We start from the raw sequence: 23,995 nt of genomic DNA, 5'->3' as shown, positions 1-23,995 counted from the left end.
TCCGCTGAGCACTCGGTAGTTTCATGCAAGACTTTCTTCAACACGCAAGCGATTTCCTGCCGATCCTGCTCAAGGGCGCGGTCGTCACGGTGCAGGTCACCGTGCTGGCCTTTCTGCTCTCGAGCGTGCTCGGTCTGGTGCTCGCACTGGGCAAGCTCTCGCCCATCAAGGCGGTGTCGATGGTGTCCTCGACCATCATCAACGTCATACGCGGGCTGCCCATCATCGTGCAGCTCTTCTACATCTACTTCGTGCTGCCGGACTTCGGCATTCAGCTCAGCGCCTTCCAGGCGGGCGTGATCGGTCTGGGCATCGCCTACTCCGCGTACCAGGCCGAGAACTTCCGAGCGGGCATCGAAGCGGTCGATCCCGGCCAACGCGAAGCGGCCCTCGCCATGGGCATGCGCCCGGCCATGCTGATGCGCCGCGTGATCCTGCCACAGGCCTTCCGCATCGCGCTGCCGCCCTACGGCAACACGCTGGTGATGATGCTCAAGGACTCGTCGCTGGTCTCCACCATCACCGTGGCGGAGATGACGCGCGCAGGCCAGTTGATCGCCTCGTCCACGTTCCAGAACATGACCGTCTACACGCTCGTGGCCCTGCTCTATCTGGCGATGAGCCTGCCTTTGGTGGGCATGCTTCGCCGCATTGAAAAGCGATTTGGAGCAGGAAAGAGAAAGCCATGATCGAGATAAAGAATCTGGAAAAGTCCTACGGCGACCACCGCGTGCTGCATGACGTGAGCCTGAACGTGCAGCGCGGCGAAGTGGTCTGCCTGATCGGCCCTTCAGGCTCGGGCAAGTCCACCGTGCTTCGCTGCATCAACGGTCTCGAAACTTACCAGGGCGGTGAGGTGCGCGCGTTCGGCGAAGTGGTGGACAACACTGCCAGCAACATCCACTTGCTGCGCCGTCGCATGGGCATGGTGTTCCAGCGCTTCAATCTGTTCCCGCACCGCACGGTGCTGGAGAACGTGATGGAAGGCCCTGTTCAGGTCAAGAAGGAACCCAAGGAAAAAGCCCGCGAAGAAGCCATGGAGCTGCTGCGCAAGGTCGGCCTCGACCAGAAGTCGCACGCCATGCCGCCGCAGCTCTCGGGCGGTCAACAGCAACGCGTGGCGATTGCCCGCGCGCTGGCGATGAAGCCCGAAGCCATGCTGTTCGACGAACCCACCTCCGCGCTCGACCCCGAGCTCGTGGGCGACGTGCTTGAAGTGATGCGACAGCTCGCCAACGAAGGCATGACGATGATCGTCGTGACCCACGAAATGGGCTTTGCACGCGAAGTGGCGGACCGCGTCTGCTTTCTGCACAGCGGCAGCATCTGCGAAGAAGGCCCCGCATCGCAGGTGCTGGGCGCGCCAACGCATGCCCGCACACAGGACTTTCTGCGCCGTGTTCTGCACGCACCCGTCGGAAGGGATGCGGCATGACCTCGCAGAGCACAGCGCCGGACCAATCCGTGCGCTCCGTCACATCACATCCCATGGCCACTTCGCTGTGGGCAGCGACCGCGCCCGCAGCGCCGCCCACGCCCGCACTCACAGAATCGATCAGCACCGACGTGCTCATCATCGGTGCGGGCTACACCGGCCTGTCCACCGCATTGCATCTCGCGGACACCGGAGCGAACATCTGCGTGCTTGATGCGCACGAGCCCGGCTGGGGCGCGTCGGGACGCAACGGTGGTCAGGTCAATCCGACACTGAAATACGACCCCGACGAGCTGATCCAGAAGTTCGGCGCCAAACAAGGCGAAGCGCTGATCGAGACCGTCTCGGCCTCGGGCGATCTCGTGTTCGATCTGATCAAGCGCCACCACATCGACTGCGCGCCCGTTCGCGCAGGCTGGCTGCAGGTCGGCTACACCGACGAGGCCGTCACAGGCATGCATGCACGTGCAAGGCAGTGGGAAAAGCGCGGCGTGAAGGTCGAGATGCTGGACCGCAGCGCACTCGCCAAACGCATGGGAACGACCACGTTCGCAGGCGGCTGGCTCGATGGCCGCGCAGGCGGCATTCAACCACTGGCTTATGCACGCGGACTCGCGCGCGCCGTGCTGGACAAGGGCGTGCGGGTGCATGGGCAGACGCCGGTCACCCTGCTGGAGCGCCAAGGCAACCATTGGATCGCCACCACCGCCACGGGCCACAAGGTCAAGGCGCAGCAGGTCGTCATCGGCACCAACGGCTATTCCGACGGGCTCTGGCCTGGCCTCGCGCGCACCGTGCTGGCCGCCAACAGTTTCATCATTGCCACCAAGCCGCTGGGGGCAAAGGGTGCGGGTATTCTGGACAAAGGCGAGACCGGCTCCACATCGCAACGACTGCTGCTGTACTTCCGCAAAGATGCGCAAGGCCGTCTGCTGATGGGTGGACGCGGGCACTTCGCCGACCCGCAGGGCGCAACGGACTTTGCACATCTGGAGCGCTCGCTCGAACTGATGTTTCCGCAGTTGGGCAAGGTGGAATATGAGTACCGCTGGGCGGGCCGCATCGCCGTCACGCGCGACTTCATGCCCCACATCCACCAGCCTGCGCCCGGCATCACGCTCGCTCTGGGCTACAACGGTCGCGGCGTGGCACTGGCCACCTGCATGGGTCAGCAAATCGCAGCACTGGTCGAAGGAAAGAGCGCGCAATCCTGCCCGTTTCCGATCTCGACCATCCAGCCGATTCCCATGCATGGCATGCAGCGTTTCTACATCGCTGCGGGCGTGGCCTGGTACAGCCTGCTGGACCGCATGGGCAAGTAATCAAGCTCACGCGATTCGATGGACGCACAAAAACAAAGGCCGCTAACAAGCGGCCTTTGTCATTGCGAGGCAGTCAGAATCACTTGCCGCCTGGCACCTTGCCTTCCACACCCTTGACGTAGAAGTTCACGCCCTTCAGGAAGGCGTCGTCAGCCACGGTGCCGGCTGCGATCAGTTCCTTGCCGTCCTGACCTGCGATCGGGCCCTTCCAGATGCTGAAGGAGCCGTCGGCCAGGCCCTTCTTCACTTCTTCGACCTTGGCCTTGACTTCGGCTGGCACGTCTTCGGCCATGGAGACCATGTCGATCGCGCCTTCCTTCACGCCCCACCACGATTGCTGGGTGGCCCACTTGCCTTCCAGTGCGTCCTTGGTGGTCTTGATGTAGTAGCCAGCCGGATTGAAGATGGCCGAGCCCAGGTGAGCCTTGGGGCCGTAGGCAGTCATGTCGGAATCCCAACCGAAGGCGCGCTTGCCCTTTTCTTCGGCGGTCTTCAGCACGGCGGCCGAGTCGGTGTTCTGGAACAGAATGTCGGCACCACCGTTGATCAGCGACGTGGCGGCTTCGGTTTCCTTTGGCGGTGCAAACCACTCGTTCACCCAGACCACCTTGGTCTTGATCTTGGGGTTCATCGATTGCGCGCCCAGCGTGAAGCTGTTGATGTTGCGCAGCACTTCAGGGATCGGCACCGAGCCGACCACGCCCAGCGTGTTGGACTTGGTCATCGCGCCCGCGATGATGCCGGCCAGATAGGCGCCTTCATACGTGCGGAAGTCGTAAGTGGCCGAGTTCGGGCCGCTCTTGTAGCCGGTGGCGTGTTCCCACTTCACATCGGGGAATTCGGGGGCCAGCTTCTGGATGATGTCCATGTAGCCGAAAGTCGTGCCGAAGATCAGCTTGTTGCCTTGCGTGGCCATGTCGCGCAGCACGCGCTCGGCGTCGGCACCTTCTGGCACGCTTTCCACATAGGTGGTCTTGATCTTGTCGCCGAATTCCTTTTCCAGCGCCTTGCGGCCACCGTCGTGCGCGAAGGTGTAGCCACCGTCACCGACCGGGCCGACGTATGCGAACGCAATCTTCAGCGGCTCGGGTGCCGGAGCCGGAGCGGCAGCAGCCGGTGCTGGCGCGGGAGCAGGCGCCGGAGCCTCTTCCTTCTTGCCGCAACCAACCATGGCCGCAGCGGCCACTGCGGACAGCGCAGCAACCTTGATGAGAGAACGTTTTTGAAGATCAGTCATTGTGGTGATTCCTCTGTTGAATAGTGGGAGAGCGCTAAAAACCAATGAATCCAGAAAGCAATGCGAAACAGCCATGAGCCAAGTCAATGTTTCAGGCGTGTTGCAAATATATGCACAAATCGAGCCAAGGTAGCGGGAGAAGACAGTTTTTTGACTGCCCTGTTGTTTACATGAACATGAACATAGGCAACGCAACCAAGCCCCACTCTGCCGGAGCGGGCCTCCGAAGCGGAGCGAGCCTACGATCGACCACCACAATGCCAAGAAGGCCCTTGAGACGCGACGCGAAGCCGCAGACAGTATTCGTATACGGCAAGGCTTCGCAACAAAGTATCAAGGGCCTTGTTGGCACCTCCAAACGACCAACCATTCGAAGCCGAACAGGCTTCGTAGAAAACACAATGACTCTCCCCTCAAAAAGAAAGGAGAGCAGAGTCAGGAATTACTTCGCGCCGGGCACGGTGCCTTCGATACCGTTCACGTAGAAGTTGATGCCGCGAAGGAAGGCATCATCCGCCACGGTGCCCGTCGCCAGCACTTCCTTGCCAGCGTTGTCCTTGATCGGGCCGGTCCAGACTGCGAAGCTGCCGTCCTTCATACCGGCACGCGCTTTCTCGACCTTGTCCTTGATTTCTTGTGGCACGTCGTCAGCGATCTTCTTCAGGTCGATCGCGCCTTCCTTCACGCCCCACCAGAAGTTGCCGGTCTGCCACTTGCCGGCCAGCTTGTCTTCCACCACCTTGGAGTAGTACGGAGCCCAGTCGATCACGGCAGAGCCCAGGTGCGCCTTGGGTGCGAACGCGCTCATGTCGCCGTCCTTGCCGAACGCACGTGCGCCGCGCTCTTCGGCGGTCTTGAGCACGGCGGGCGAGTTGGTGTTCTGGTACATCACGTCCACACCGCCGTTGATCAGGCTGGTGGCGGCTTCGGATTCCTTCGGTGGTGCGAACCATTCGTTCACCCACACGACCTTGGCCTTGATCGATGGGTCCACGCTTTGCGCGCCGAGCACGAAGCTGTTGATGTTGCGCACCACTTCGGGGATTGGCACCGAGGCGACCACGCCGACGGTCTTGGTCTTGGTCATCGCACCGGCAACGATACCGGCGAGGTAAGCACCTTCAAACGTCTTGGTGTCGTACACGGCCACATTCTCGGCGGTCTTGTAGCCGGTGGCGTGTTCGAAGTTCACGTCCTTCACGTCGGCAGCGACCTTCTGCACGAACTCCTGATAACCGAAGCTGGTGGCGAAGACCAGCTTGTTGCCCTGGCCGATCATGTCGCGCATCACGCGCTCGGCGTCAGCCGATTCGGGCACGCTCTCGACCATCGAGGTCTCGATCTTGTCGCCGAACTTTTCCTGGATCGCCTTGCGGCCCAACTCGTGCTGGAAAGTCCAGCCGCCATCGCCAATGGGGCTCACGTACATGAAGCCGATCTTCAGCTTGTCGGCAGCAGGTGCAGCGGCTGCGGCAGGTGCGGGCGCTGGTGCCTCTTCCTTCTTGCCACAGGCGCTCAGCACCGCCACGGAAACGGCCGACAGGCCAATCATCTTGATCAGAGCACGCTTGCTCGCATTACGCATGAGGGAATCCTTTGAATTTGAAAACGATGAAAAATGGGATGCGTTGTAGTACTTGGCTTATGACCCCGGATAGAACGGCTTGCCCAGCGATGCGGGCATGTTCGCGCGAATCCATGTCGGGTTCCGCGAGATCAGCACCAGCACCACGATGGTGGCCAGATACGGCAGCATCGACAGCACCTGGCTTGGCACCTGAATGCCCGTCGCCTGAAAGTGGAACTGCAGCATGGTGACGCCACCGAACAGATAGGCTCCCAGCAGCACGCGCGCTGGACGCCATGTGGCGAACGTGGTGAGCGCCAGCGCAATCCAGCCGCGACCGGAAACCATGCCTTCGACCCACAGCGGCGTGTACACGGTCGAGATATAGGCACCGGCCAGGCCGCACATCGCACCGCCGAACATCACGGCCATCAGGCGGATGCGGCGCACCGGGTAGCCCAGCGCGTGCGCGGAGCTGGGCGATTCGCCCACCGCGCGCAGCACGAGGCCAGCGCGCGTGCGGTACAGGAACCAGATCATCGCGATCACCAGCACGATGGTGAGATAGACGATGGGATGCAGCGTGAACAGCGCGGGGCCGACCACCGGCAGATCCGACAGACCGGGGATGGCGTACTTGGGCAGTTCGGGCAGGCGCGCCTGCACATAGTTCAGACCGATGAAGGCCGAGAAGCCCGTACCGAACAGCGAGAGCGCAAGCCCCGTCGCATATTGGTTGGTGTTCAGCCAGATCACCAGCAGACCGAACAGGCCCGCGAGCATCGCGCCCACCAGCATGCCCGCGCCAAAGCCGACCCAGGTGTTGCCGGTGTGGACCACGGTGGCAAAACCGGCGATGGCCGCGCACAGCATCATGCCTTCCGCGCCGAGGTTGACGATGCCCGCTTTTTCGTTGATCAACAAACCCAGCGCGGCCAGCGCCAGCACGGTTCCGGCGCTGAGCGTGGAGCCCAGCAGCAATGCATACGACTCCATCACTGGCCTCCCTTCACGGCGGCAACGGCAGGTGCCTTGGTGCCGGACGAAACCCAGCGAATGCGGTAGGCGACCAGCGTGTCGCACGCCAGCAGCGTGAACAGCAGCAGGCCCTGGAACACGCCCGTCAGCGACTTGGGCAGGCCCAGACGTGACTGCGCGAGTTCACCGCCGATATAGAACATGCTCATCAGGATCGCGGAAAAAATCATGCCGACCGGATGCAGTCGGCCCACAAAGGCCACGATGATCGCGGCGAAACCGTAGCCCGCAGGCACATAGGGCGTGAGTTGGCCCAGCGGCCCGGCCACCTCCAGCGCCCCCGCCAGACCGGCCGCAGCGCCCGAGATCAGCAGCGCCGTCCACAGCGCGCGGCGCGATGAAAAGCCCGCATAGCGCGCCGCCGCAGGAGCGATGCCGCCGACTTGCAGCGCAAAGCCCGCCTTGGTGCGGAACAGAAAAACCCACAGCAACGCCGCGCCCACCAGCGCGATGATCACGCCGATGTTCATGCGCATGCCCTGCACGAGTTTGGGGATCTGCGTGACGCGCTCGAACGCCTTGGTCTGCGGGAAGTTGTAGCCCATCGGGTCCTTCCACGGACCGTAGACCAGATAGCCGAGAAACAGCGTGGCGACATACACCAGCATCAGGCTGACCAGGATTTCGTTGGCGTTGAACTTGTCGCGCAGCAGCGCCACGATGCCCGCCCACGCCATGCCGCCCAGCATGCCCGCGATCAGAATCGCCGGAACAATCCACGGGCCGGTGGTCTTTTCTGCCAGCAGCGCCATGCCGCCAGCGGCGACGGCACCAATGACGAACTGCCCTTCCGCGCCGATGTTCCACACATTGGAGCGAAAGCACACGGCCAGCCCCAGCGCGATCAGCAGCAGCGGCGTGGCCTTCATGGTGAGTTCACCAAGCGCGTAACCCGACTTGATCGGCTCCCAGAAGAAAGCCTGCAGGCCGCGCACCGGGTCCTTGCCCAGCAGCGCGAACAGGCACACGCCGATGACCACGGTGATCGCCAGCGCCAGAATCGGCGAGCCATAAGTCCAGTGCTTGGACGGCTGAGGACGTTGCTCAAGCTTGAACATGCGCGCCTCCCACCTTGGCAGCATTGGCATTCGAGCTGCCATCCCACAGACCGCTCATCCATTCACCGATCAGCTGCACGGTCGCCTCCGCACGCGGGATCGACGGCGACAACTGCCCCTTGGCCACCACATGCAGGCGGTCGCAGATTTCAAACAATTCGTCCAACTCCTCGCTGAGCACCAGCACGGCGCAACCAGCGTCTCTCAATGCCAAAATCTCGCCGTGGATCTGCGCCGCAGCACCCACGTCCACACCCCAGGTGGGTTGCGAGATGATCAGCAGACTGGGCTGCGCATCGATCTCGCGGCCCACGATGAATTTCTGCAGATTGCCGCCCGACAGCGACTGCGCCGCCGATTGCGGACCACCCGCCTTCACGTTGAAGCGCGCGATGATGTCGCGCGCCTGATGCTGCAGTTTGCCCATGTGGATCCAGCCGCCCTTGCCCAGCGCCGTCTTGCGCGTGAGCAGCAGGTTGTGCGCGAGACTCATGCTCGGCACGGCGCCGCGACCGAGGCGCTCTTCCGGCACGAAATGCAAGCCCAGCGCGCGGCGCTTGGCAGGCCCCATGCGGCCCGCGTCCTTGCCCGAGACCTGCACCATCGCAGGCTCGGCGCGCGTGTCCTCGCCCGACAGCGCATACAGCAGCTCGCGCTGGCCGTTGCCGGACACACCGGCAATGCCCACCACCTCGCCTTCACGCACCTGAAAGTCGATGCCTTGCAAGTCGATACCGAACTGATCGAGACGCGGCAAGCTGAGTTTCTGCACCTTGAGCACGACGGGGCCGACGTTGGGCTGACGGTGTTCGAGCTTGGGCGGCTCCGAGCCGATCATCATGCGCGACAGCGATGCATTGGTCTCCTGCGACGGATTGCACACGCCCGTCACCACGCCGCCGCGCAGCACCGTGCAGGCCGTGCACAGCGAGCGGATTTCGTGCAGCTTGTGGCTGATGTAGAGAATCGAGCAGCCTTCGCTGGCCAGACGGCGCAGCACGACAAACAGCTTTTCGACGGCCTGCGGTGTGAGCACCGAAGTCGGCTCGTCGAGAATCAGCACGCGTGGCTTCGTCAGCAAGGCGCGGATGATTTCGACGCGCTGCATTTCGCCCACGGACAACGTGTGCACCGGGCGCAGCGGATCGACATCCAGCCCATATTCACGCGCCGTGGCGTCCACCTGCTTGATCACCTCGGCCAGCGGAATGCTCTTGTCGAGACCCAGCCAGACGTTTTCGGCCACGGTCAGCGTGTCGAACAGGCTGAAATGCTGGAACACCATGGCGATGCCGAACTGCCGCGCTTCCTGCGGATTGCGGATCTGCACCGGCTTGCCATCGACGACGATGCTGCCCTCATCGGGCTTGACCGCGCCATAGATGATCTTCATGAGCGTGGACTTGCCAGCGCCGTTTTCGCCAAGAATAGCGTGGACTTCTCCTGGGAGCACCGTGAGCGATACCCCATTGTTTGCCACTACGGCTGGGTATCGCTTGGTAATACCCGTCAGCTGCAATCGTGGCACAGCTGAGGGTGAAAAATTCTGATCGGACAAAGTCATACGGTGAGATTGTCTCTTAGTTGTTAATGGTTATGCATCAAAACAGGCATTCCATGCACTGCCCGCATGCCCTGTCTGCTACGAGTTTTCATCATGCTTTGCTACGCTTTCCGAAGTGACATCGCCACTTCCCGAACCGTGTTGCGCAGCCAGACCGCCGCCGCCGAATGGTGCGAGCGGCTGTGCCAGAGCTGGTAATAGTGAAGCGGCTGAAACTGAACCGGGCAAGGCAACAGCGTGACCGGCAACCGGCCCTCGAAGCGCTGGCAGAACTGCCGCCCGGTGGTCAGCACCAGCAGGCTCGACGCCACGATGTCGGGAATCAGACTGAAATGCGCGCAGCGGGCGGCGACGTTGCGGGTCAGCCCCATTTCGTCGAGCTGCAGGTCGATCACGCCTTTCGCGCCGGGATAGGTCGGCGTCGGCGCGACATGCTCGGACGTCAGCCAGCCCTCCTTGTCCCAGCCCCGGCGCACAGCGGGATGGTCGTTCGAGACCATGCAGACCACCTCGTCGGAGAACAAGCGGCCCAGATGCAGATCGTCCGGCGGCTTGGGCCAGTTGGCGATCACGAGGTCCACCTCGCCTTGCGCAAGATGTGCCTGATAGTGCACGTCGGCCGACAGCGGCAGCACCTCGATGGGGCACAGCGGCGCTTCGGCCTTGATGCGGGCGACGAGGCGCGGCAGAAAAAGCGGGTCGAGATAATCATTGGCCATCACGCGAAAAGTGCGCGTGGCGGTGCGCGGGTCAAAGCCGCGCGCATCGGAAAACAGGGCTTCAGCAGAACGCAGAATCTTCGCGGCGGGCTCCACCATGCGCAGCGCCGTGTCGGTGGGCAACATGTTCACGCCCGAGCGCACCAACAGCGGATCGCCCGACAAGTCGCGCAACCGCTTGAGCGCAGCCGACACCGCAGGCTGATGCATGCCCAGACGGATCGCTGCTTTGGAGACGCTTCGTTCAATCAGCACGGTGTGAAGGACCCTGATGAGATGGAGGTCTATCTTGTCGAAAAGGTATTGTTCTCTCATACGTGGAGCCGCATTCACGCCATATGTATTGGCTTATATTGTGGTGATCGGAGCGGCGCGGATGCTGAAGCTCTGCCAACACCGAAAGCAAGATGCGAGCCCGCACCGGAACAGTGTTTTGCGCCAAGTTGGGGAGCATGTCGACCTGTGCCCCACAAGCGCTCATAGTGTTGCAGACATTGGTGGTATATCGCCATTCATATATCTACCGACATGTTCCGCACTTACCCTTAGAACATCGCGCATTTGCTTGAAAAATTTGAAGAGACAAGACCCCATGAGCAACACCCGCCCCCTGCGCTTTGTCCGTCGCGGCCAGGTCGTGACATTGAACGGCGTCGCGCCCGACCGCACGCTGCTGGAAGTTCTGCGTGAAGACCTGAGCTGCACTGGCACCAAGGAAGGCTGCGGCGAAGGCGACTGCGGTGCCTGCACCGTCGTGCTGGGTTCCGAGCGCGAAGGAGCCGTGCACTACCAGTCGATCAACAGCTGCATTCGGCTGGCCCATTCCATCGACGGCATGGCGCTGTGGACCGCAGAAGACCTGTCCACCGATCCACTGATCCAGCCCACCGGCACCGACGACGCCGACCTGCACCCCGCCCAGCAGGCCATGGTGAACTGCCACGGCTCGCAATGCGGCTTCTGCACGCCGGGCTTTGTGATGAGCATGTTCGGCATGTACCAGAACCATGTCTGCAAAGGCCAAACCATCACGCGCGAACTGGCGGTGGAAGAACTCTCGGGCAACCTGTGCCGCTGCACCGGCTACCGCCCCATCTTCGACGCGGCGCAAAGCATGAGCGAGCTGCCGCGCATGCAGGTCAACGAGGCCGAACTGCTCAAGCAACTGTCCACGCTGAATGCCGCAAGCACAGCGGATGCAGCCAGTTATTTGGCACCGAGCAACCTGAAAGAATTGCTGGCCACACGCGCCGCGCATCCCAACGCACTGATCGCCGCAGGCACGACCGACGTGGGCCTGTGGATCACCAAACAGCACAAGCAATACGCGCAGATTCTGGACGTCACCCGCGCCGAGGAACTGCGCCGCATCACGGCAGATGGCAAGCAGATCAGCATCGGTGCAGCCGTCTCGCTGACGGATGCTTTCAATGCGCTGGTGCAGCACTGGCCGCAACTGCACCGCTTTGCCACACGCTTTGCGGGCATGCCCGTGCGCAACTCGGGAACGCTGGGCGGCAACGTCGCCAACGGTTCGCCGATCGGCGACTCGATGCCGCTGCTGATCGCCCTCGGTGCCAGCATCACGTTCGCCAGCGTGCGCGGCGAACGCAGCGTGGCGCTCGAAGATTTCTATACCGGCTACCGCCAGAATCTGCTTGCGGGCGATGAGCTGCTCACCGCCATTCATGTGCCGTTGCCGGTGCCGAATCAGGTCGTTGAGGCGTACAAGATTTCCAAGCGCTTCGACGACGATATTTCCGCCGTGTGTCTGGTCATCCATCTGCAGATCGACAAGGGCATCGTGCAGCACGCGCGCATTGGCGCGGGCGGTGTGGCGGCAACGCCAGCGCGGGCAGTTCAAACGGAAAAGGTCTTGGTCGGGCAAGCCTGGAATGAAGCGCTTGCGCAGAAGGCGGGCCAGTCGCTGCAAGCCGAGTTCAACCCCATCAGCGACATGCGCGCGAGCAGCGCCTATCGACGCGAAATGCTGGGCGCATTGTTCCAACGCTTCTGGCTCGAAACCTCCGCGAGCAGCCAAGGCCAACCGACGCTCGCCACACTGCAACCGCTGGAGGCATCGGCATGAACACCCGCGCAACCGACATCGAAACCGCCAAGCCCGCAGTCGGCACATCGCACGCGCATGAAAGTGCCCGCGCGCAGGTGGCGGGAGCCGTCACCTACATCGACGACATCCCCGAAATCAAGGGCACGCTGTACGCCGCGCCGATTCTCTCGAACGTCGCGCACGGCACGCTCGAAGGCGTCGACGCAAGCGCCGCGCTCGCCATGCCCGGCGTGCGCGATGTGGTGCTCGCCAAGGACATTCCCGGCGACAAGATTCTTGCCGCCTTCGCGCATGACGAGCCGGTGTTTGCCATCGACACCGTGCAGTTCGTCGGTCAGGTGATCGGCCTCGTCGTCGCCGAAACCGTCATGCAGGCACGCCGTGCTGCGCGTGCGGTCAAGCTGCAGATCACTCCCTTGCCCGCAGTGCTGACAGTGCAAGAGGCGCTGGCCGCAAAAAGCTTTGTGCTGCCGCCGGTCCATGTGCGACGCGGCGATGCGGTGGCTGCGCTGGGCAACGCAAAGCATCGTCTGCAAGGCAGTTTTGAAGTCGGCGGGCAGGAGCATTTCTATCTCGAAGGCCAGATCGCCTACGTGCTGCCGCTCGAACAAAAGCAGTGGTGGGTCTATTCCAGCACGCAGCATCCGGGCGAAGTGCAGCACTGGGTGTCGCATGCGCTGGGCTTGGAAAACAATGCGGTGCGCGTCGAATGCCGCCGCATGGGTGGCGGCTTTGGCGGCAAGGAAACACAGGCCGGGCATCTGGCCGTATGGGCCGCGATTGCCGCCAACAAACTCGGCAAACCCGTCAAACTGCGCCTCGACCGTGATGAAGATTTCATGGTCACCGGCAAGCGCCATCCGTTCGCCTATGAATATGACGTGGGCTTTGACGACACCGGCCGCATCACCGGTTTGAAGCTGCAGTTGGCCGCCAATTGCGGCTTCAGCGCCGACCTGTCCGGCCCCGTTGCGGACCGCGCGGTCTTCCACAGCGACAACGCCTATTTTCTGGAAGACGTGGACATCGCGTCCTTCCGCTGCAAGACCAACACGCAGAGCCACACCGCATTCCGAGGCTTCGGCGGACCGCAGGGCGTGATCGCCATCGAGGCCATCATCGGCGACATTGCGCGCGCGCTGAACCTGGATGCGTTTGACGTGCGCATGCGCAATCTCTACGGCACGGACGATCGCAACGTCACCCACTACCAGATGAAGGTGGAAGACAACATCCTGCACGCGCTGCTGCCGCAACTGGAGCAGTCGTCGAACTACCGCAAGCGCCAGCATGCGGTGGCCGACTGGAACGCGGGCAACGCCATCATCAAGCGCGGTCTGGCGATCACGCCGGTCAAGTTCGGCATCAGCTTCACCGCCACGTTGTTCAATCAGGCGGGTGCGCTCGTCAATGTCTACACCGACGGCAGCGTGCAGGTGAACCATGGCGGCACCGAAATGGGACAGGGCCTGCACACCAAGGTGGCGCAGATCGTGGCCGATGAGTTGGGCATTCCGTTCGAGCGCGTGATCGTCACCGCCAGCGACACCAGCAAGGTGCCTAACGCGAGTGCCACGGCGGCATCGAGCGGCACCGATCTGAATGGCCGCGCAGCACAGTTTGCGGCGCGCAACATCCGCGACAACCTGGCCTCGTACGTGTCGGGTCTCGACTCGGTTGGTGCCGGTGCCGTGGAGTTTTCAGGCGGCCAGATCATCACCCCGAAGCGCTCGCGCGACTGGAACGATGTCGTCAAGGAAGCCTACGCCAACCGCATTCAATTGTGGAGCGACGGTTTCTACCGCACGCCCAAGATCCACTACGACAAGACCACGCTCACGGGCCGTCCGTTCTACTACTTCGCCTACGGCGCGGCCTGCTCCGAGGTCGCCATCGACACGCTGACCGGCGAGTCGCGCGTGCTGGCCGTGGACATTCTTCACGACGTGGGCCGCAGCATCAACCCGGCCATCGACGTCGGGCAGATCGAAGGCGGCTTCGTGCAAGGCATGGGTTGGCTGACCACCGAACAACTGGTGTGGAACGACAAGGGCCTGCTCACCACGCACGCGCCGAGCACCTACAAGATTCCGGCCACGGGCGACGTTCCAGAGCACCTCAAGGTCGACTTCTGGCATGAAGCCAACCGCGAAGACAACGTGGGCGGCAGCAAGGCGGTGGGCGAGCCGCCCTTCATGCTGGCGATCAGCGTGTACGAGGCGCTGCGCAACGCCGTGGCGGCTGCGCGAGATGTCGATGCGAGCGAGCCCGTGGTGCTGACAGCACCGGCAACTGCCGAGAATGTGCTGCGCGCATTGAAGCGAATCGTCTGAGATGTGACCGCTCACCCGATGAACGCATCCATTGGGTGAGCGAGCGGAACATCGCTGCGGAATGCCCCGCGATTTCGCTGATTTCGCTGCATTGACGCACGCACCACATGTCGCAATCCGCGACAATCGCGCTCCTATGTCTTCAACGTCTTCCGTTTCTCTTCGCATGGTGGTGATCCTCGGCCTGCTCTCGGCCATCGGTCCCTTCGCCATCGACATGTATTTGCCCGCGCTGCCGCAGATCGGCGCCAGCCTGGATGCGCCCGTGGGTGCTGTGCAGGCCAGCCTCACGGCTTTTTTCATCGCGCTGGGCGTGGGTCAGCCGCTGTTCGGTTCGCTCTCCGACATGTGGGGCCGCAAGAAGCCGCTGTATCTGGGTCTGGCGATCTTCATCGTCGCGAGCATCGGTTGCGCGCTCGCGCAGGACATTCATACGCTGGTCACGCTGCGCTTTGTGCAAGGTCTGGGCGCGGCCGCAGGCATGGTCGTGCCACGCGCCGTGGTGCGTGATCTGCACACGGGTCACGAGGCTGCTCGCATGATGTCGCTGCTGATGCTGGTGTTCAGCGTGTCGCCGATTCTCGCGCCGCTGGCGGGCAGTGGCGTGATCGCGATCGGTGGCTGGCGACTGGTGTTCTGGGTCGTCACGCTCGCCGCCGTTCTGGGTCTGGCAGCCATGGTGCGTGGCCTGCCCGAGACCCGCGATGCCGCCGCGCGCCGCGACAGCAACATCGGCGACGTGCTCAAGGCCTATGCGTTTTTGCTGCGCGAGTGGCATTACCTCGGCCTCGTGTTCATCGGCGCGACGGCGATGGCGGGCTTCTTCGTCTATCTGGCCGGTTCGCCGTTCGTGCTGATCAACCACTACGGACTGTCGACCACGCAGTACAGCCTGGCGTTTGCCTTGAACGCGATTGCCTTCATCGGTGCCGCGCAGTTCACCGGGCCGCTGGGCAAGCGTTTCGGACTGGTTCCCATCGTCAAGATCGCGGCATCAGCCTGCGGCGTGGTGATGTGCAGTCTGCTGGCCTACTACCTGCTCGGCGGCGACAACCTGTTCGTGCTGATCGCGCTGTACTTCGTCGCGAGCGCCCTGATGGGTCTGGTGATTCCGACGACTTCGGTGCTCGCGCTCGATGACCACGGCGAGATCGCTGGCACGGCCTCGGCCCTGCTGGGCACGCTGCAGATGCTGACGGGAGCCATCGCCATGCAGGTGGTGGGCGTGTTCTCCAACGGCAAGCCGCTGCCCATGGTGATCGGCATGGCTGCCGGTGCGCTCACGGGCGTGCTGCTCACATGGATCACGCTCAGCCACAGCACGCATCTGGCAAAGCACTGACATGGACACAGAGACAGGTGGTCAGGCCGCCGCCTTGTCCACCACCTCACGCACCATGATGCGATTGCGGCCCGCGCGCTTGGCGTAGTAGCACGCCATGTCGGCTGCGCGCAGCCACGGCGTGACGTCTTCCAGATCGCACGGCGCAACGACGATACCGATGCTCACGGTGGTCATCGAGGTCTGCCCGTCGTAGGCGAACTCCCATTCTTCGATGGATGCGCGCACATGCTCGGCGATCAGTTCGGCGCGTTCGGCCGTGCAGTTGGGAAGCACCACCGCGAACTCGTCGCCCCCCAGCCGCGCCACCCAGCCGACATGCCGCACCAGTTCATCGAGCAGACTGGCGAACTGGCGCAGCAGCATGTCGCCTGCTTCATGCCCCAAGTGGTCGTTGACCAAAGTGAAGTGATCAAGGTCGAGGTGCAGCAGCACGATGTCGCTGTGAGGGTTGCCTGCGCCCCGCTCCGCCTTGTGCGTCAGCAGCGAGCGCACGCGCTCCAGAAACGCGGTGCGATTGGGCAGATTGGTCAGCAGGTCATGCGAATTCGCCCACATGGGCTTGCGCCGCTCATCGCGCGCCATGGTGATGTCCTCCAGCACCCAGACCGCCGCCATGGCGGATTTTCGGTCCAGCGCCATGCGCCCGACCACGCGCGCCCAGAGCTGGCTTCCGTCCTTGCGGCGCAGTTCGAATTCGCCTTCATAACCGCCGCGCGCCGCCGCGCCTTCGCGCATCTGACGCGCCAGCTCATCAAACTGCAGATCGTCGGCAAACAGCTGCCGCACGGACTGACCTTCCAACTCGGCACGCGAATAGCCCAGCATCAGGCTGGCTTGCTGGCTGAGCAGCTCCAGCATGTCGTTGCGCGTGATGACGATGCCGATGGGTGCCTGCTCCAGAATGCCCTGCAACTGCAGTCGCGAGAACTCCGCCTGATGTCCGTGATGCTGCTGCTGGGCTTCCAGATGATCGAGCGCGTCGGCCAGCAGTTCGGATTCGGCAAACGCCGAGGCGGCATCTTCGACCGAGTTGTCGTTCAGCAAAATGCCTTGCGCGCGGCGGTGCAGACGCGTCAGCGGCAAGGCCACCCAGGCCATGGCGACCACCGCCATCAAACCCACCAACAGCAGACTGGCCGCAGCGAACCACCAGGCGCGGCGCTGCGCACCATGCAGCGGTGCCATCAGCGCCTGCGAATCGGTCACCCGCGCCACCCACCATTCGGGCATGGGCACGCCCGCCATGCTGACCAGGTGGTCGTTGACCTTCGTGGTTTCTCCGCGTCCGGTCGAAATCGGTTTGAGTTCCGAGCGCCATTGCGTATAGACCTGCCCTGCGCCGGGCTCCGTCTTGATGTTGCCCATCACGCGTTCGAGCTGCGGGTGCGAGAGGATCACGCCATCCGAAGTGAACACGATCAGCCGCGAATCGTCGCGCCCCGGCAGCGCCAGCGAGTGCGGCAGCAATCCCTGTGATTGCAGGCGCAGCACGCCACCGACCACGCCCAGCACCTTGCCCTCGTCGTTGACCAGCGGCAGCGTGAGCATGATGCGCGCGGCGCTGGGCCGGTCGCCGATCACACCCGACACCAGCGGTTTGCCCTGCACCATGGTGCGCAGAAGAATGTCGCGCTCGTCCGTATCGACGCTGGAGGCGGGTTCCTGCTTGCCGTTCTGCAGATTCAGAATCAAGCGCCCGTCGCTGCGCGCAATTTCCATCGCGTCAAAGAATCGCAAAGCCGGAAGTCCTTGCTGCAACACCCACTCCAGCAGCGAAGGCGACTGCAGCATCTGCGGCGTGATGCCATCTGCCAGCGTGCCCAGCACCTTCTGGCTCTGCTCGATCTTGCTGGCCAGAAGCCGCGCCACCAGTTCGACCTCGTCGGTCTGCTGCTGCACGAGCCGCCCCGCCACTTCTTCCCCGGAAGCACGCGACACCACCCAGGCCGTCACCGTTCCCGCAAGCGCCACAGCCAACAGCACGATCAGCATCAGTCGGCGAACGAGCGGGCCAGGCCACTGCAGTTGCGAGAACAGCCCAGCCCCGCGCTCGGTATGGATCACTGCATCCTGCCCGGAGATCGCGGTGCTGTTCATGACGGATCCCTTTGCGCAAAAGCGCAGGTTCGGGATGCTGTGGCTGTGCAGAACATGTCGAATCGAATAGCGGCTTGGTAACGTGGCTTACAACGGAATGACGCCAATATACGAGTGCGCTCGGCGGCAGCCGTTGGGATTAATACTTGATTCAGAGAAATCCCCTATGCCCGCCCATGGCGACTCTCTGGCCCCTGCAATCCATGCCCATGGGACAGTCAGCGCGCAGGAAAGATGCTCAAACCCTCGCCAAAAAGAGAGTCGCTTGCGCAGGCCAGCAACCACCCGGCATGCGCCGCACAACAAGATGCGAAACGCGCCTACAGATCACGACCCGGAACACATGGAGCAAAAACGGTGCACACACCGCGTCAGCGTGGTGCAACCGGGACGACGTGCACGATCCGGGGGATTCGGAAAGTTCCGAACGGTGGGCTTTCAACGAAGCAAAACAAAAACACCGCGCATTTTTCAATGGGCGGTGTTTCTGACCTTGTCGATGCTTGTCGAAAACCTGTCGATTTGCGCTTCCGATTCGGGAGAGCCAGCCAGCTTGAAGCTTCAGTTTGAAGCCTCAGCAGCGAGCCACGTTCTGCAGCGCCGTAGGCTGCGGCAGGCTCAGCACGTTGCCGGTTCCGGCGATCAGGCCATGCTCGCGCAGATGGCGCAGCACGCGTGAGAAAGTCTCGGGCGCAATGCCCAGTTGGGCGGCGATCAGGCGCTTGCGCTGCTGCAGCGTGACTTGCAGGCTGCCGTCCTCGGCGGGCGCGGCATTGCGCAGCAGCCACTGGGCGCAGCGGGCTTCGGCATCTTGGGCAAGGCGGCTCACGGCCAGTTCGGTTTGTTGGACATAACCTGCGGCCATGTCGCGGATCAGGGTCTGCGTTTCGCGCGAAAGCCCGGCATAGGCCTTGTGGAATTCCGCGAGCGGAATGCGGCGCAGGTTGACCTGCGTATCGGCAATGATGTCCACCGGATAGGACTGGTCCATGAGCACGGGCGCGGCGTCGAGCCACATGGGGCCCTCCACCATGCCGAGCTGGTGACGCAGTTGACCGGACTCCAGGAGTCCGAAAAGCACCCGACCGCTGTCCAGATAGATCACGCTGTCGGGGCGCTGCGAGCGTTCACGCAGCACGCGGCCAGCCTGGACGATTTCGGGCAGAGCAACAGAATGGGATGAAGACAATGGGAGCATGGGACCGTACTTTGCAGTCCTCACTCACATCCCACATTGAGACAAGTCAAAACACCTGTTCCCTAACTTACAACGAAGGTGTCAGAGTGAATTGGTGCGTTTCAAACAACACTTCGTGACAAAAATCAAAAAAAAGCTGGCGGCACGATGTTTGCTTTTCGACAATTTACCCGTCGACACAAATTCGTCATTTATGGGGAGTTCCGATGACGGGCCCATCGACACCCGCCACCCCACTTGGCGGCCTCTTTTCATCAGCAGGAGAATTCATGAAAAAAAACATGCTGGCCTTTGCGGCCGCTGCCCTCTGCACCACAGGTGCATTCGCCCAAAGTTCCGTGACTCTGTCCGGTACCAGCGACATCTACGTCGGCTCCATGAAAATGGCCGGTGATGCCAACCGTACCAGCGTCGTGAACAGCGGCGGCATGACCACCTCGTGGTTCGGCTTCACAGGTTCAGAAGACCTGGGCGGCGGTCTCAAGGCCAACTTCCAGTTGACCTCGTTCCTGCAGACCGATGCCGGCACGCAAGGCCGCTTCACCGGTGACACCTTCTTCTCGCGCGACGCCAACGTCAGCCTGTCCGGCGGCTTCGGCTCCGTGATGCTCGGTCGCTGGATGGCGCCGAACTTCCTGCCTTCTGTGATCGCCAACCCGATGGGCGACTCGTTCACCTTCGCTCCGCTGATCGTGCACATGAACGTGCCGCTGTTCAACGGAACGGGCTGGGGCGCGACCACTCCCGCCGACACCGGCTGGAGCAACCAACTGGTCTACAGCACACCTGATATCGGCGGTTTCAAAGCCAATCTGCAGTACCAATTCGGTGAAAAGACGGGCGACAACAAGAACAAGCGCAACGTCGGCGGCAACTTCTTCTACTTCGGCGGCCCTCTGACCCTGACCGGTTTCTACGAGCGTGCCCAGATCGGCAACCCAGGCTCGGGCGACTACCTCGGCACGACCAAGACCGCCTGGATGCTGGGTGGCGCGTATGACCTGAAGATGGTCAAGCCTTACCTGTCGTACGGCCAGTCCGAAGCCGACAACACCGACATCACCGCCAAGACTCTGCAAGTGGGCGCATCCGTGCCACTGGGCGGCGGCGCGTTGGTCGGCTCGTGGGCCAAGACCAAGTTGTCCGGTGCCGATGCCAACCGCAAGACGCTGACCGTGGGCTACGACTACAACCTGTCCAAGCGCACCGACGTGTACGGCATGGTCATGAACGACAAGGTCACGAACTACAACTCCGGCACCAGCTTCGGCGTGGGCATTCGCCACCGTTTCTGATCGGGCTCCGGCCTGACATGATCAGGTGGCCGTTGCGAGTGGCCGCCTGAGCATGAAGACCTCCAAGACCAGCGCGCGCAAACCTTCCAAAGGTTGCGCGCGTTGTGCTTTCAGAACCTGTTCTCAGAGCACCAGCAAGGCGCGGAAGTCGTTGACGTTGGTGTTGGTCGGCCCGGTCACCAGCAGGTCGCCGATGGCCTCGAAATAGCCATAAGCGTCGTTGCGATCGAGCGCATCGGCCACCTTGCGACCGGCCGCTTCCGCGCGAGACAAACTGTCCGGCGTGACGAAAGCGCCCGCGTTGTCCTCCACGCCGTCGATGCCATCGGTGTCGGCCGCCAGCGCCCACACATCGGATTGCGATTGCAGCGCCTGCGCGAGTCCCAAGCAGAATTCCCCCGCCCGACCGCCCCGACCCTTGGGCGTGCCTGCGGGTTGCGGGCGAATCGTCACCGTGGTCTCGCCACCGCTCAGAATCACGCAAGGCCTTGCAAACGGCTCGCCATGCTTGGCGGCGGCTCGGGCCAAGGCCGCATGCACGCGCCCGACCTCACGTGACTCGCCCTCGATCTCATCGCTCAGAACATGCGCGGACAGACCTGCAGCACGCGCGGCCTCGGCAGCGGCAACAAGCGACTGCTGCGGCGTGGCGATGAGATGCACGGTCTGCCCGGCAAACACCGCATCGCCGGGCTTGGGCGTTTCCAGCTCGCCGCGCTCCAGTTGCGCCATCACCGAGGCTGGCACAGAAATCCGGTAGCGCTTGAGAATCGCCAGCGCATCGGCGCAAGTCGTTGCATCCGGCACTGTCGGGCCGCTCGCGATGATGGCGGGATCGTCGCCCGGCACGTCGCTGATGGTGAGCGTCACCACTTGCGCGGGCGCGCACGCTGCCGCCAGTCGCCCGCCCTTGATGCGCGAAAGATGCTTGCGCACGCAGTTCATCTCGGCAATGTTGGCCCCGCTCTCCAGCAATGCCTTGTTGATGGCCTGCTTGTCGGCCAGCGTAAGGCCGTCGGCAGGCAAGGTCAGCAAAGCCGAACCACCGCCAGAGATCAGGCACAGCACCAGATCATCCGCCGTCAAACCTTGCACCAGTTGCAAGATCCGCTCCGCAGCCGCCATGCCCGCCGCATCCGGCACAGGATGCGCAGCCTCCACAATCTCGATGCGCTGCTTCAAGCCCTGCGGACGCTCCGGAATATGCCCATAGCGCGTGACCACCAGCCCCGACATGGGAGCATCTTCGGGCCACAGCGCCTCGACCGCCTGCGCCATTGCAGCGCCCGCCTTGCCCGCGCCGATCACCAACGTACGGCCCGTCGGCGGTTGGGGCAGATAGTCTTTCAGAGTATGCAAGGGCTGCGCGCGACGCACCGCCACCGCATACAGCGAAAGCAAAAAGCCGCGAGGATCACGGCGAAAGTCCGGCGCAGCGGCTGCAGCGACGGCGTCCAGGGGGATGGAGGCGGCATGTGAAGACATGCGCAAATTGTACGGAGCGAAGGCTCACCCACCCCAAGCCTACCGCCACATTGCGCACGGCTTTCCGCAGCGCGCAATGTGGCCGGTTCCTTTTCTTTCTATTAGGTTCTTGATTCTTGAGATTCTTGGTTTCTTGCTCTGACAGAAATCTCAGGCCATCTTCTTGGAGAGATCCCACATCGCTTCGACCAGCAGATCCACGTCAGTCGCGTCATGCCACAGGTGCGTGGAAACGCGCACACCGTAGTGCTCCGCCGCAGCACCAATCACCGGGAAGTTGGAATTGCGGATCACGAAACCTTGCGGATACTCCGCCGCCAGACGCGCCACGAAACTTGATGATTTCTGGCTGTTCATCACATCCGCCTTGTTCTGGAACGGATTGAACGAGGTCAGTGCCGAGAGCAGCTTCGGATCATCCTTGGGCGAATACAGTGCGTCGACACCCCAGCGCTCCGCCACCTTTTCCTTCAAATAGGAAGCGAGCGTGATGTCATAGGTCTCGATCTTCTTGCGCCCGATCTCGTCCCACATCTTGCAGGCCTGCACCAGCGACATGAACATCGGCGTGTGCACGCTGCCGCAACTGGTGATGGTCGCGGCGATGTCATAGGTTTCCGTTCCATTGGTCGTGCGTTCCAGTTGCGAATACGAGCTCGTATGGATCGGAAACCACTTGGGCAACGGTAGCGGATTGGAGGCGCGAATCTTGTTGCGCACAATGAGAATGCCCGTGGAGCCCGGCCCGCATTGCCACTTGTGACCGGCACCGGACATGAAGTCCATACCCAGATCGCCGTAGTTGTAGGCCATCATCCCCGGCAAGTGCGCTCCGTCCACAATGCTGATCAGTTGATGCGCCTTCACCACCGTCATCAGATCGGCGATCGGCAGCATGGTGCCGGTCTTGTAGGTGGGAGATGACCACATCATCGCGCGCACGCGCTTGCCCTGCGCCTTGAGTGCCCGAATGCGCTCATCGAACAGGCTCACATACGTGGCTGCGGTCTGGTTGTTGCCCACCGGCATGGCGATGCGCGAGACCTCGATGCCATAGCGATCCGTGGCGATCTTGAGCGGTGTGTCGCCTCCTCCATGCTCGTGGTTGGTCGTCACCACCACGTCACCCGGCGCCCAGTCGATTCCCAGAATGGCGTGGCACATGCCGGACGACGTATTGGCCGAAAAGGCCAGCTCGTCCGCATCGACGCCGAAACCCGGCGCAGCCGCCTTGCGCAGATCGAGCAAGTTGGAATAGCCGTTGAGGCAATCCACCGCCTTGGCGCGGTTCTGCGTTGCGAACACGTCGAGCACCGTGCTCGGCATCGAGCCCGCCGTGCCGATGTTCATGAAGGTCTTGGCCAGATTGAGCACGAACATGCCCTGCACACCGCTCCAGAACCCTGCGTCCTGCACAAGCTGCGCGCGCAACGCCTCCGAAGTCGATTGCGCATTGCTGCTGCCGCATGCGGCAAGCATGGGGCCAAGCGTCGCCGCGCCTGCGCCATAGCCCAGCATGCGCAGAAAGTCGCGTCGCTTGGATGTCCAGCGACTGGTGTCCAGGGTTTCCTGCGCGCAGAGTTCGACGTCGCCCGCCGATGGAGTGATGGTTTGGTTCATGAGAGCCTCCGTGAAAGGTGGAAAGAATCCGGATGCACAAGAGATCGGAGATCAGCGGCGACCGACGATGGCGGCAATCTCGATCTTCACGTCACGCGGCAGACGGGCCACCTCCACGGTTGCCCGCGCCGGTGCAGCAGACTTGAAGTACTCGCCATACACCTTGTTCATGGCGGCGAACTCGTTGAGGTCCTTCATGTAGACCGTGGTCGCAAGCACATCCTCATAGCCGAGCCCCTGACTCTTGAGCTTGGCACCGATGAAGTCCAGCACCGCGCGTGTCTGCTCCTCGATCGTCGCACCCGCCACCGCGTTGCCCGCCGCATTGAGCGGCAACACGCCCGAAAAGTAGATCGTGCTGCCATGCGAGACCATCTGCGAATACGGCCCGATGGCCGGGTAGATCTGGTTGGTAGACAACACCTCCCGCTTTCCCCCGGGAGCCGCGCAGCCCGCGAGCGCCAAAGCGCATGCAACGCTTCCGAAAACCATGGTGAAACGACATGTATTTCTGTTCATCGCACAACTCCTCTTGAAGTCATCATCAAAATGAAAATGCCATTGACACAAAAACCCGGACAAGCCAGTTGAATCAGCCTTTCAATTCGATT

The 23,995-nt window shown here is 62.5% G+C and carries 18 protein-coding genes; 7 read left to right on the top strand and 11 right to left on the bottom strand.

All coding sequences use genetic code 11. The features are described from left to right. The first annotated feature begins 23 nt into the window (after positions 1-23). The 3 genes from ehuD to G7048_RS18420 are packed head-to-tail and all read left to right on the top strand — an operon-like array spanning position 24 to position 2,757. Complete coding sequence (ehuD, locus tag G7048_RS18430; RefSeq protein WP_166069549.1) at positions 24-689, top strand: ectoine/hydroxyectoine ABC transporter permease subunit EhuD; 666 nt, start codon at positions 24-26, stop codon at positions 687-689. Continuing rightward, positions 686-1,435 (top strand): amino acid ABC transporter ATP-binding protein, encoded by a 750-nt coding sequence (locus G7048_RS18425; protein ID WP_166069548.1) that lies wholly within the window; start codon positions 686-688, stop codon positions 1,433-1,435. The genes ehuD and G7048_RS18425 overlap by 4 nt, the downstream gene beginning before the upstream one ends. Then, positions 1,432-2,757, top strand: coding sequence for an FAD-binding oxidoreductase (locus tag G7048_RS18420; RefSeq protein ID WP_166069547.1), 1,326 nt, complete (start codon positions 1,432-1,434; stop codon positions 2,755-2,757). The genes G7048_RS18425 and G7048_RS18420 overlap by 4 nt, the downstream gene beginning before the upstream one ends. Positions 2,758-2,836: 79 nt before the next feature. On the opposite strand, the gene G7048_RS18415 is transcribed toward G7048_RS18420, so the two are convergent. The 6 genes from G7048_RS18415 to G7048_RS18390 all read right to left on the bottom strand — a co-directional run bounded on the left by G7048_RS18415 (position 2,837) and on the right by G7048_RS18390 (position 10,255). Beyond that, positions 2,837-3,994: a BMP family ABC transporter substrate-binding protein gene (locus G7048_RS18415; RefSeq protein WP_166069546.1), complete on the bottom strand. Its 1,158-nt coding sequence runs from the start codon at positions 3,992-3,994 to the stop codon at positions 2,837-2,839. Positions 3,995-4,436: 442 nt separating this feature from the next. Then, on the bottom strand, positions 4,437-5,579 hold the full coding sequence (locus G7048_RS18410) for a BMP family ABC transporter substrate-binding protein (protein WP_166069545.1): 1,143 nt from the start codon (positions 5,577-5,579) through the stop codon (positions 4,437-4,439). A 57-nt stretch (positions 5,580-5,636) separates the two neighbouring features. Continuing rightward, on the bottom strand, positions 5,637-6,557 hold the full coding sequence (locus tag G7048_RS18405; protein ID WP_166069544.1) for an ABC transporter permease: 921 nt from the start codon (positions 6,555-6,557) through the stop codon (positions 5,637-5,639). Then, positions 6,557-7,657 (bottom strand): ABC transporter permease, encoded by a 1,101-nt coding sequence (locus G7048_RS18400; RefSeq protein ID WP_166069543.1) that lies wholly within the window; start codon positions 7,655-7,657, stop codon positions 6,557-6,559. The genes G7048_RS18405 and G7048_RS18400 overlap by 1 nt, the downstream gene beginning before the upstream one ends. Further along, on the bottom strand, positions 7,644-9,221 hold the full coding sequence (locus G7048_RS18395; RefSeq protein WP_166069542.1) for an ABC transporter ATP-binding protein: 1,578 nt from the start codon (positions 9,219-9,221) through the stop codon (positions 7,644-7,646). Before G7048_RS18395 ends, G7048_RS18400 begins: the two co-directional genes overlap by 14 nt. A gap of 101 nt (positions 9,222-9,322) precedes the next feature. After that, the gene (locus G7048_RS18390; RefSeq protein ID WP_166069541.1) at positions 9,323-10,255 is read right to left on the bottom strand and encodes a LysR family transcriptional regulator; all 933 of its coding nucleotides are present in this window, start codon (positions 10,253-10,255) and stop codon (positions 9,323-9,325) included. Between the two features lie 277 nt (positions 10,256-10,532). Between G7048_RS18390 and xdhA the strand changes: the two genes are divergently transcribed. From xdhA to G7048_RS18375, 3 genes are all read left to right on the top strand, one after another. Next, entirely contained in the window at positions 10,533-12,029 is a 1,497-nt protein-coding gene (xdhA, locus tag G7048_RS18385) for a xanthine dehydrogenase small subunit (protein WP_166069540.1), read from the top strand. Then, entirely contained in the window at positions 12,026-14,344 is a 2,319-nt protein-coding gene (gene xdhB, locus G7048_RS18380) for a xanthine dehydrogenase molybdopterin binding subunit (RefSeq protein WP_166069539.1), read from the top strand. Before xdhA ends, xdhB begins: the two co-directional genes overlap by 4 nt. Positions 14,345-14,480: 136 nt before the next feature. Beyond that, positions 14,481-15,686 (top strand): multidrug effflux MFS transporter, encoded by a 1,206-nt coding sequence (locus G7048_RS18375; RefSeq protein ID WP_166069538.1) that lies wholly within the window; start codon positions 14,481-14,483, stop codon positions 15,684-15,686. A 21-nt stretch (positions 15,687-15,707) separates the two neighbouring features. On the opposite strand, the gene G7048_RS18370 is transcribed toward G7048_RS18375, so the two are convergent. Together G7048_RS18370 and G7048_RS18365 are read right to left on the bottom strand one after the other, a co-directional pair. Further along, the gene (locus G7048_RS18370; RefSeq protein ID WP_166069537.1) at positions 15,708-17,786 is read right to left on the bottom strand and encodes a diguanylate cyclase domain-containing protein; all 2,079 of its coding nucleotides are present in this window, start codon (positions 17,784-17,786) and stop codon (positions 15,708-15,710) included. A gap of 574 nt (positions 17,787-18,360) precedes the next feature. Then, the gene (locus G7048_RS18365) at positions 18,361-18,984 is read right to left on the bottom strand and encodes a Crp/Fnr family transcriptional regulator (protein ID WP_166069536.1); all 624 of its coding nucleotides are present in this window, start codon (positions 18,982-18,984) and stop codon (positions 18,361-18,363) included. 269 nt (positions 18,985-19,253) lie between these two features. On the opposite strand from G7048_RS18365, the gene G7048_RS18360 reads away from it, so the two are divergent. After that, positions 19,254-20,279 (top strand): porin, encoded by a 1,026-nt coding sequence (locus G7048_RS18360; protein WP_166069535.1) that lies wholly within the window; start codon positions 19,254-19,256, stop codon positions 20,277-20,279. Between the two features lie 123 nt (positions 20,280-20,402). Here the strand turns inward: G7048_RS18360 and G7048_RS18355 are convergent, their stop codons facing one another. The 3 genes from G7048_RS18355 to G7048_RS18345 form a co-directional block, all read right to left on the bottom strand. Continuing rightward, entirely contained in the window at positions 20,403-21,764 is a 1,362-nt protein-coding gene (locus tag G7048_RS18355) for a glycerate kinase (RefSeq protein WP_166069533.1), read from the bottom strand. A 150-nt stretch (positions 21,765-21,914) separates the two neighbouring features. Further along, positions 21,915-23,384 (bottom strand): aminotransferase class V-fold PLP-dependent enzyme, encoded by a 1,470-nt coding sequence (locus G7048_RS18350; protein WP_166069532.1) that lies wholly within the window; start codon positions 23,382-23,384, stop codon positions 21,915-21,917. A 51-nt stretch (positions 23,385-23,435) separates the two neighbouring features. Next, positions 23,436-23,903: a Rid family detoxifying hydrolase gene (locus tag G7048_RS18345; RefSeq protein ID WP_166069531.1), complete on the bottom strand. Its 468-nt coding sequence runs from the start codon at positions 23,901-23,903 to the stop codon at positions 23,436-23,438. Between the last annotated feature and the right edge of the window lie 92 nt (positions 23,904-23,995).

The sequence above is a fragment of the Diaphorobacter sp. HDW4B genome (assembly GCF_011305535.1).
Taxonomy (GTDB): Bacteria; Pseudomonadota; Gammaproteobacteria; order Burkholderiales; family Burkholderiaceae_C; genus Diaphorobacter_A.
Note: the sequence above shows the minus strand (reverse complement) of the source record. Positions and strands in the feature narration are given on the sequence as shown.

Coding starts and splice junctions, on each gene's coding strand:
- ehuD (WP_166069549.1), top strand. CDS start 24: ATGCAAGACTTTCTTCAACACGCAAGCGATTTCCTGCCGATCCTGCTC.
- G7048_RS18425 (WP_166069548.1), top strand. CDS start 686: ATGATCGAGATAAAGAATCTGGAAAAGTCCTACGGCGACCACCGCGTG.
- G7048_RS18420 (WP_166069547.1), top strand. CDS start 1,432: ATGACCTCGCAGAGCACAGCGCCGGACCAATCCGTGCGCTCCGTCACA.
- G7048_RS18415 (WP_166069546.1), bottom strand. CDS start 3,994: ATGACTGATCTTCAAAAACGTTCTCTCATCAAGGTTGCTGCGCTGTCC.
- G7048_RS18410 (WP_166069545.1), bottom strand. CDS start 5,579: ATGCGTAATGCGAGCAAGCGTGCTCTGATCAAGATGATTGGCCTGTCG.
- G7048_RS18405 (WP_166069544.1), bottom strand. CDS start 6,557: ATGGAGTCGTATGCATTGCTGCTGGGCTCCACGCTCAGCGCCGGAACC.
- G7048_RS18400 (WP_166069543.1), bottom strand. CDS start 7,657: ATGTTCAAGCTTGAGCAACGTCCTCAGCCGTCCAAGCACTGGACTTAT.
- G7048_RS18395 (WP_166069542.1), bottom strand. CDS start 9,221: ATGACTTTGTCCGATCAGAATTTTTCACCCTCAGCTGTGCCACGATTG.
- G7048_RS18390 (WP_166069541.1), bottom strand. CDS start 10,255: ATGAGAGAACAATACCTTTTCGACAAGATAGACCTCCATCTCATCAGG.
- xdhA (WP_166069540.1), top strand. CDS start 10,533: ATGAGCAACACCCGCCCCCTGCGCTTTGTCCGTCGCGGCCAGGTCGTG.
- xdhB (WP_166069539.1), top strand. CDS start 12,026: ATGAACACCCGCGCAACCGACATCGAAACCGCCAAGCCCGCAGTCGGC.
- G7048_RS18375 (WP_166069538.1), top strand. CDS start 14,481: ATGTCTTCAACGTCTTCCGTTTCTCTTCGCATGGTGGTGATCCTCGGC.
- G7048_RS18370 (WP_166069537.1), bottom strand. CDS start 17,786: ATGAACAGCACCGCGATCTCCGGGCAGGATGCAGTGATCCATACCGAG.
- G7048_RS18365 (WP_166069536.1), bottom strand. CDS start 18,984: ATGCTCCCATTGTCTTCATCCCATTCTGTTGCTCTGCCCGAAATCGTC.
- G7048_RS18360 (WP_166069535.1), top strand. CDS start 19,254: ATGAAAAAAAACATGCTGGCCTTTGCGGCCGCTGCCCTCTGCACCACA.
- G7048_RS18355 (WP_166069533.1), bottom strand. CDS start 21,764: ATGTCTTCACATGCCGCCTCCATCCCCCTGGACGCCGTCGCTGCAGCC.
- G7048_RS18350 (WP_166069532.1), bottom strand. CDS start 23,384: ATGAACCAAACCATCACTCCATCGGCGGGCGACGTCGAACTCTGCGCG.
- G7048_RS18345 (WP_166069531.1), bottom strand. CDS start 23,903: ATGAACAGAAATACATGTCGTTTCACCATGGTTTTCGGAAGCGTTGCA.